Annotated in this window: 7 protein-coding genes; 4 read left to right on the top strand and 3 right to left on the bottom strand. The window is 64.5% G+C overall.

The window, feature by feature from the left end; genetic code table 11:
* The 3 genes from VNZ93_RS11905 to VNZ93_RS11895 form a co-directional block, all read right to left on the bottom strand.
* On the bottom strand, positions 1–1777 hold a 1777-nt coding region (locus VNZ93_RS11905), incomplete at its 3' end, for an acetate--CoA ligase family protein (RefSeq protein ID WP_325704787.1).
* Between the two features lie 190 nt (positions 1778–1967).
* Positions 1968–2741: a ferredoxin--NADP reductase gene (locus VNZ93_RS11900; RefSeq protein ID WP_325704785.1), complete on the bottom strand. Its 774-nt coding sequence runs from the start codon at positions 2739–2741 to the stop codon at positions 1968–1970.
* A gap of 403 nt (positions 2742–3144) precedes the next feature.
* Positions 3145–3438 carry a DUF1244 domain-containing protein gene (locus VNZ93_RS11895; RefSeq protein ID WP_325704782.1) on the bottom strand — a complete coding sequence of 98 codons (294 nt, stop codon included), beginning with the start codon at positions 3436–3438 and terminating at the stop codon, positions 3145–3147.
* Between the two features lie 147 nt (positions 3439–3585).
* Between VNZ93_RS11895 and VNZ93_RS11890 the strand changes: the two genes are divergently transcribed.
* The 4 genes from VNZ93_RS11890 to pyk all read left to right on the top strand — a co-directional run bounded on the left by VNZ93_RS11890 (position 3586) and on the right by pyk (position 7837).
* Entirely contained in the window at positions 3586–4494 is a 909-nt protein-coding gene (locus tag VNZ93_RS11890; RefSeq protein ID WP_325704779.1) for a DMT family transporter, read from the top strand.
* The gene (locus VNZ93_RS11885; RefSeq protein ID WP_325704777.1) at positions 4491–5777 is read left to right on the top strand and encodes a glycerate kinase; all 1287 of its coding nucleotides are present in this window, start codon (positions 4491–4493) and stop codon (positions 5775–5777) included. Before VNZ93_RS11890 ends, VNZ93_RS11885 begins: the two co-directional genes overlap by 4 nt.
* A 123-nt stretch (positions 5778–5900) precedes the next feature.
* Positions 5901–6407, top strand: a complete 507-nt coding sequence (locus tag VNZ93_RS11880) for a DUF1036 domain-containing protein (RefSeq protein ID WP_325704790.1) — start codon at positions 5901–5903, stop codon at positions 6405–6407.
* Complete coding sequence (gene pyk / locus VNZ93_RS11875; protein ID WP_325704774.1) at positions 6404–7837, top strand: pyruvate kinase; 1434 nt, start codon at positions 6404–6406, stop codon at positions 7835–7837. Before VNZ93_RS11880 ends, pyk begins: the two co-directional genes overlap by 4 nt.
* The last annotated feature ends 12 nt before the right edge of the window (positions 7838–7849 follow it).

Here is a 7849-nt window from a genome sequence, read left to right as displayed (position 1 = left end):
GCCGCGTAATCATCGGCTGCACGATCACACCGTCGATCCGGGCCTTCGGCCTCAACCGGCGCGCATTGGCAATCACGGTCTCCGCCGCCGCCCGCACATCGGCTTCGCTGGTGAGGCTGAGCTTCACCCCATCGACGTCGGACTTGTGCTGGATATCGCGGGACAGGATTTTCACCGCGACCGGATGGCCTTGCGCAATGAATTCACGGGCCGTTTCGGCGGCCTCGGCGGCGTCCGCGGCCTTGCGCAACGGAACCGTGGGGATGCCGTAAGCCCGCAATACCGCATCGGTTTCGAACGGATCGAGCCAGTCGCGGCCATCGCTGCGCGCAACCTCGACGATTGTGCGCACGGCCTTTTCGTCGCCCGTGAAATCGTCGGGTGCAGCGGCCGGGCGCGCCATCAGCGATTGCAGCAACTCATGACGGCGCGCGAGATGCGCAAAGCCGCCAATCGCCTCGATCTCGGTCTCGTAATGCGGGATCCGCGCGGCACGGAACACCTTTTCGACCTCGTCCGCCGCGCCAATCCATGATGTCAGCACGGGCTTCGGACTAAACCGACGCGACCGTTCGGCGGCAATGACATCGCGGACCGCCTTCGCCGTATCGAGCGATGACGCAAGCGCCGTCTGCACGTTCAGCACCAGAATGGCGTCGTTCCCAGAATCCTCGATCAGCGCTTCGACCGCGGCCGTGAAGCGTGCCGCATCGGCATCTCCGATGATGTCGACCGGATTGGCATGCGACCAGAGCGGCGGCATCGTGGCGTTCAGCCGCTGCATCGTTTCGGCCGCCAGCTCCGCCGGCCGGTAGCCTTGATCGACCAGGCTATCGACCGCCAGCACGCCGAAGCCGCCCCCATTGGTCAGGATTGCGAGCCGGTTGCCGGCCACGCCACGGCAAAAAGCGAGCGTTTGCGCGGCCGCGAACAATTCGCTCATGCCGTTCACCCGCAACAGGCCGGCCCGGCGAAATGCCGCATCGTAGACGGCGTCCGATCCGGCCAGCGCACCGGTATGGGTGGCAGCCGCACGCTTGCCCTCGTCATGACGGCCGGACTTGATGACCACGACCGGCTTCACCCGCGCGGCGGCGCGTGCAGCGGACATGAACTTCCGGCTGTCCTTCACGGACTCCACATAGAGCAGGATCGCGTGGGTGCGCTGATCCAGCGCGAAGAAATCCAGGAGATCGCCGACATCGACATCGATCTGGTCGCCGACCGACACGATCGCCGAAAATCCGATGTCGTGGCGCAGGCCCCATTCCGCCATCGCCGCGGCGACGGCACCCGACTGCGAGATCACCGCCAGCGAACCCGCATGCGGCGTGACCGCGGCGAAACTTGCATTCAGCGCGACATGCGGCGCGATCACGCCAAGGCAATTCGGACCTATGATGCGCAAGCCGTGCACGCGCGCGGGCTCATGCATGCTCTCCGCCAGCGAGCCTTCGCCGTGCCCCAGTCCGGCGCTGATCACGACCGCCGCCCCGACCCCGCGCGTCGCCGCCACCTCGACGATGGCAGGCACTGTCGGCGCCGGCGTCGCGACCACGACAAGATCCGGCACGGCGTCGAGTTGATCGATGGAGGCAAAGCAGCGCCGTCCGCCGATCGCGTCGTGTTTCGGATTGACCGGATCGATACGGCCGCGAAAGCCGGCGGCGAGCGCATTGGCAAAGACCGCGCCACCGAGCGACGACTGTTTCGGGCTGGCCCCGACGATCGCAATCGATCGCGGCGTGAAAAGGCGGTTCAATCCATAGATCGACATGCGGGCGGTTCCAGCTCCGGTGACGGATGCGACCCGAGGTTAGCAAATGCGGCGGGATGATTTTTGAAATGACCCAACGTTGCCAACCGATGCCGCCCTCGCCCGCGCAACCGGCGAAGCGCGCGCGACAAAAGAAAAAGACCGCCGGGGGCGGTCTTTTCAACCTCGCGATGCCTCGCCGCGCGTGCGGCTAACGCTCCACGAACGCCTTCTCGACCACGAAGTGGCCGGGCTCGCTGTGGTTGCCTTCGGAGAAACCTTCGGTCTCGAACATGTTCCGAAGGTCTTCCAGCATGCCGGGGCTGCCGCACAGCATGACGCGATCGGTCTCGACCGAGAGGCGGTGCTGCCCGATATCGTCGAACAGTTTGCCGGTCGAAATCAGGTCGGTGATACGCCCACGATTGCGGAAGGGCTCGCGTGTCACCGTCGGATAATAGTGCAGCTTGCCTTCGAGCATCTCGCCGAACATCTCGTCGCCGCGCAGGCGCTCGACCACTTCCTCGCCATAGGCGAGCTCGGAGACCTGGCGGCAGCCATGGACGAGGACAATGCTCTCGTAGCGCTCGTAGACGTCAGGGTCTTTGACAAGGCTGACGAACGGCGCAAGGCCGGTGCCCGTGGACAGGAGAAGAAGGCGCGACCCCGGAAGCAGATTGTCGAGGATCAGCGTGCCGGTGGCCTTGCGGCCAACCAGGATGATGTCTCCCTCGCGGATCTTCTGCAGGCGCGAGGTCAGCGGGCCATTCGGAACCTTGATGCTGAAGAACTCCAGGTTCTCCTCGTAATGGGCGCTGGCCATGCTGTAGGCGCGCAACAGCGGCCTGCCCTCGACCTCGAGGCCCATCATGGCGAATTGCCCGCTCTGAAAGCGGAAACCGGGATCGCGGGTGGTGGTGAAGCTGAACAGCGTGTCGGTCCAGTGCCGGACCGAGAGAACCTGTTCCCTGTTGAATGCGCTCATTACCGTATCAAAGTCAGGTGGCGATCCTGCTGCATTGCAAAAAATCAAACTTTTTGCACCCGGAAAATCGCGGATTCGTCAACAAAACAAAGGACATCTGCAAAAGGCGCATGGCGGGGCATGGGGTTTTCCTGGAGCCCTTCAAAGGAGAAGGGCCGCCCTTTCGGACGGCCCTTCCATTGTCAAACCGCAGCCCGGTTTCTCGGACTGGTCGTTACCGCTTTTCTCAGGCGGCCGCGTCCTCGAACGAGCCGAGGGACCAGTTCACAAGCCTCCGCGTCTGCGGCGATAGACAATGAGACACTGGATCACCTCCTTTCGGTTGTTAACGATGCATCGAATCTAGGCACAGGCTCCCGATTCGCAAAGGTCAAAAGTCCGGCAGCCCCTGCCTGCCGCGCCATCAATGGCGGTGGGACTTCTCGAACGCCGCCTTCTGCTCGGGAGAGGCCTCTTTCTGGTATTTCGCGCGCCATTCCTCGTAGGGCATGCCGTAGATGGCCTCCCGGCTCTGGTCCTTCGACAGCGGGACGCCCTTTTGATCGGCAGCCTCCTTCATCCAGTTGGAGAGGCAGTTCCGGCAGAAGCCGGCCAGGTTCATCAGGTCGATATTCTGAACGTCGGTCCGCTCGCGCAGATGCGAAACCAGGCGGCGGAAGGCCGCTGCTTCGAGCTCAAGGCGGGTCTGGTCGTCCATGGGAACCTCGTAACGTGGATTTCCCGCCAAGATAGGGCCGCCCGCACACGATTGCCATTGTGAAGGCCGTCGGCCGATTTGTCCTGGGCGGGTGACTTGGGCCGATCTGGACCATAAAAGCACACTCGAACGGAAGCCGGCCGCCTCATGTCCCTCCCTGCCACGTCACTCGCCGATCGCCGTCGCGAGGGCGCCGCGCTTGCGGCCCTGGTGCTGGGCGCGATCGCAATGGGCGCGTCGCCCTTGTTCGTGCGGATGGCCGATGTCGGCCCCTTCGCCAGCGCCTTCTGGCGGACGGCGCTCGCCCTGCCTTTCCTCGCGATCTGGGCGCTGACGGAGAAAGCCGCCGCGCCGCGACCTGTCACCTCAAACCGCGCGGTCTGGTTGTCCGGCGTACTGTTCGCGGGCGACCTGTTCTTCTGGCATCTGGCGATCCTTGCGACCACCGTCGCGAATGCCACCTTCCTCGCAACCACCGCGCCGCTATTTGTGGTGGCCGGAGCATGGTTCCTGCTCGGCGAGCGGATCCAGCAACGTGGGATCGCAGGTCTGGCGCTGTGCCTGATCGGCGGCGCAGCGCTGGTCGGACACAGCTATGGATTTGCGCCCGAACGGCTGACCGGCGACTTCTACGGGATCGTCACCGCGGTTTTCTTTGCCGGCTACATGCTGGCGTTGCGTGCGGCCCGCCGCGAGGTGCCGACAGGCACGCTGTCATTCATCTCGGCCGCCATCACCACCGTCATCCTGTTCGTCGTGGCATATGCCTACGAACCACGCTTGCTGCCGCAATCGGCCCACGGATGGACGGTACTTGTTGCACTCGCGCTGATCTCCCAGGTCGCGGGCCAGGGCTTGCTCGCCTTCGCGCTCGGTACGTTGCCCGCGCCATTCTCGTCGCTGGTGATTTTCCTCGAAGCTGTCGCAGCCGCCCTGTTCGCCTGGATCATCCTTCACGAAGCGCTCGCACCCATGCAGTGGCTCGGCGGCATCCTGATCCTCGCAGGCATATGGATCGCGCGGCCACGCAACACCGCAGCAGGTAGCCTGCCATGACATCGCATCGTGAATTTCTGGAGCGGCTGTTCCAGACCGCGATCGCGGCGGCGCATCCGCGGCGCTGCCTGCCGCCGCTATTGCCTGAGGCGCCGGCAAACGGACGATTGATCCTGCTGGCTGCGGGCAAGGCCGCTGGCTCGATGGCCGAAGTCGCGGAGGCACATTACCTCGATCGCGGATTTTCGAGCGATCGGCTGACCGGCATTGCCGTTGCGCGCCACGGCTATGGAAGGCCGCTGCGCGTTGTCGAAATGATCGAAGCTGGTCATCCGGTGCCGGATCAGGCCGGCCTCGACGCCGCAGCACGCACGCTGACACTCGCCGACAGCGCGACGAAAGACGATCTCGTCCTCGTTCTGATGTCGGGCGGCGCCTCTGCGAACTGGATCGCGCCTGCGGCAGGTCTTTCGCTTGAATCGAAGCAAGCGGTCACACGCGCGCTGCTTCGCTCCGGCGCGTCGATCGGCGAGATCAACACCGTGCGCAAGCATCTATCGCGCATCAAGGGCGGCCGTCTCGCCCGTCACGCCTATCCCGCGAAGCTTGTCACCATCGGCATCTCGGATGTTCCAGGCGACGATCCTGCGGTCATCGGATCCGGACCGACCGTCCCCGACCCCAGTACGCTCGCTGACGCACGCGCCATTGTCGCGCGCTATCGCCTCGATTTGCCCGATGCCGTGGTGGCCGCGCTGAACGATCCCGCGAACGAGTCACCGAAGCCGGACGACATCGCGTTCCGGCACACGCAGTATCACATGGCCGCGCGGCCGCTCGACGCGTTCAAAGCTGCGGAAGCCGCCGTCCGGGCCTCGGGGCGGGACTGCATCTTTCTCGGCGACCGGATTGAAGGCGAAGCGCGCGACGTCGCGGCGGAGCAAGCCAGGCTCGCGCGCGAACTCAAAGCTGCGAACAAGCGTGCGGTCATTCTGTCGGGCGGCGAACTGACCGTGACCATTCGTGGCAATGGCCGCGGCGGCCCCAACCAGGAATTCGCTCTGGCGCTCGCGACGGAACTCGACGGGATTTCGGGTATCGCCGCGCTCGCAGGAGATACGGACGGCACGGACGGCGGGGCGGGTTCGGCCGACGATCCGGCCGGAGCCTATGTCGACGGGCAGACGGCGACGCGCGCCCGCGCGGCGGGCTTTGACCCGGCTGGTTGCCTCGCGGACAACAATTCGACAGCTTTCTTTGCTGGTATCGGAGACCTTATTTCGCCGGGCCCAACCTTTACCAACGTGAATGATTTCCGTGCGATCATGGTGGACGAACGTTGACACGGCGCAAAAAATCACGGCAGAACAGTTACTTAGCTCGTTTACGGCGCCTGATGGATTGATCTGACGACCGTGATCCGATTACCCCTTCCATTTCCGATCCGTCTGCTCGGCTCTGCCGGCATGTGCAAGCTTGCGCTCGCCGCGACGCTTGTCGGCTTCATGGGCGAGCCGGCCTCGGCCGATTTCCGCCTCTGCAACAACACCAGCGGCAAGGTTGGCATTGCGCTCGGCTACAAGGACAATGAGGGCTGGGTCACGGAAGGCTGGTGGAATCTCGGCCCGCGATCCTGCGAGACGCTGCTGCGCGGCAATCTCGTCGCACGATATTATTATGTTTATGCCATCGACTATGATCGCGGCGGCGAGTGGTCGGGCAAGGCATTCATGTGTTCGCGCGAGAAGGAATTCACGATCCGCGGGACCGAAGACTGCCTTGCGCGCGGCTTTGATCGAACCGGCTTTTTCGAAGTGGATACCGGCGAGCAGCGGTCCTGGACCGTGCAATTGACCGAGACATCCGACCAGTCGCCTTTCACTCCAGGCGCACCATCCTTCACATTGCCGCAGACTGGCACGCGCTCGCCGCTCACCATTCCGCCGCCCGCAACGGGAACTCCTCGACGATGAGACGACAGCGCCGGACCAAGATCGTCGCCACGCTTGGCCCTGCGTCATCGGACCGAGTCATGATCCGCCGGCTGTTCGAGGCCGGCGCCGACGTCTTCCGCATCAACATGAGCCACACCTCGCACGAGCGCATGCGCGAACTCGTTGCGATGATCCGCTCGGTCGAGAAGGAATCCGGTCGCCCGATCGGCATTCTCGTCGATCTGCAGGGACCGAAATTGCGGCTCGGCACCTTCGACGGCGGTTCGGTTGTTGTGAAAAAGGGCGACAGCTTCGTTCTCGATTCCGATGTCGCACCCGGTGACGCCGCACGCGTGTACCTGCCGCATCCGGAAATTCTCCAGGCCGCACAACCGGGTCAGACCCTTCTGCTCGACGATGGCAAGGTGCGGCTGCGCTGTACCGCCTCCGAGCCCGGACGGTTGAGCACGCAGGTCGAAGTCGGCGGCAAGCTGTCCGACCGCAAGGGCGTGAGCCTTCCCGAGACCACGCTCCCTTTTTCCGCGCTCGCACCGAAGGATCGCTCCGACCTTGAGGCCGCGCTCGATGCCGGCATCGACTGGCTTGCGCTGTCCTTCATCCAGAGGCCGGAGGACATCGCAGAAGCCAAGAAGATCACGCGCGGCCGCGCGATGGTGATGGCCAAGATCGAGAAGCCGCAAGCGGTGACGCGGCTCGACGAGATCATGGAAGCGTCCGACGCGCTGATGGTCGCGCGTGGCGATCTCGGCGTCGAACTCCCGCTTGAAAAAGTCCCGGGCATCCAGAAGCAGATCACGCGCGCAGCACGCCGCGCCGGCAAGCCGGTCATCGTTGCCACCCAGATGCTGGAATCGATGATCACCAGCCCAGTGCCGACGCGCGCCGAAGTGTCTGACGTTTCGGTCGCGGTGTTCGAAGGCGCGGACGCAATCATGCTGTCGGCGGAATCGGCTGCCGGCCAATATCCGGTTGAAGCCGTTGCGACCATGAACCGGATCGCCGAAGAGGTCGAACGCGATCCGACCTATCGCGCTGTCATCCAGGGGCAGCGCGCAGAGCCGGAGCCGACCGGCGCCGACGCCATTGCCGCGGCGGCGCGCCAGATCGCCGAGACGCTCGATCTGTCCGCCATCATCTGCTGGACTTTCTCCGGTTCGACAGCGTTCCGCGTTGCACGCGAGCGGCCGCAGCCGCACGTGGTCGCGATCTCGCCGAATGTTGCCACCGGGCGCAGGCTCTCACTCGTCTGGGGCGTGCATTGCGTGGTCGCGGAAGACGCGCATGACCAGGACGACATGGTGGAGCGCGCCTGCCGGATCGCGTTCGCCGACGGTTTCGCAAAAGCCGGACGCCGCGTCATCATTGTTGCGGGCGTGCCGCTGGGCACGCCGGGCGCGACCAACATGTTGCGGATCGCGTTCGTCGGTTCGGATGCGGTCGAGCCGTAACAGCTCCGCTCG

The organism is Pseudorhodoplanes sp., assembly GCF_035565795.1.
Taxonomy (GTDB): domain Bacteria; phylum Pseudomonadota; class Alphaproteobacteria; order Rhizobiales; family Xanthobacteraceae; genus Pseudorhodoplanes.
The sequence above is the reverse complement of the archived record's forward strand: the minus strand, read 5'-3'. Positions and strand labels throughout refer to the sequence as shown.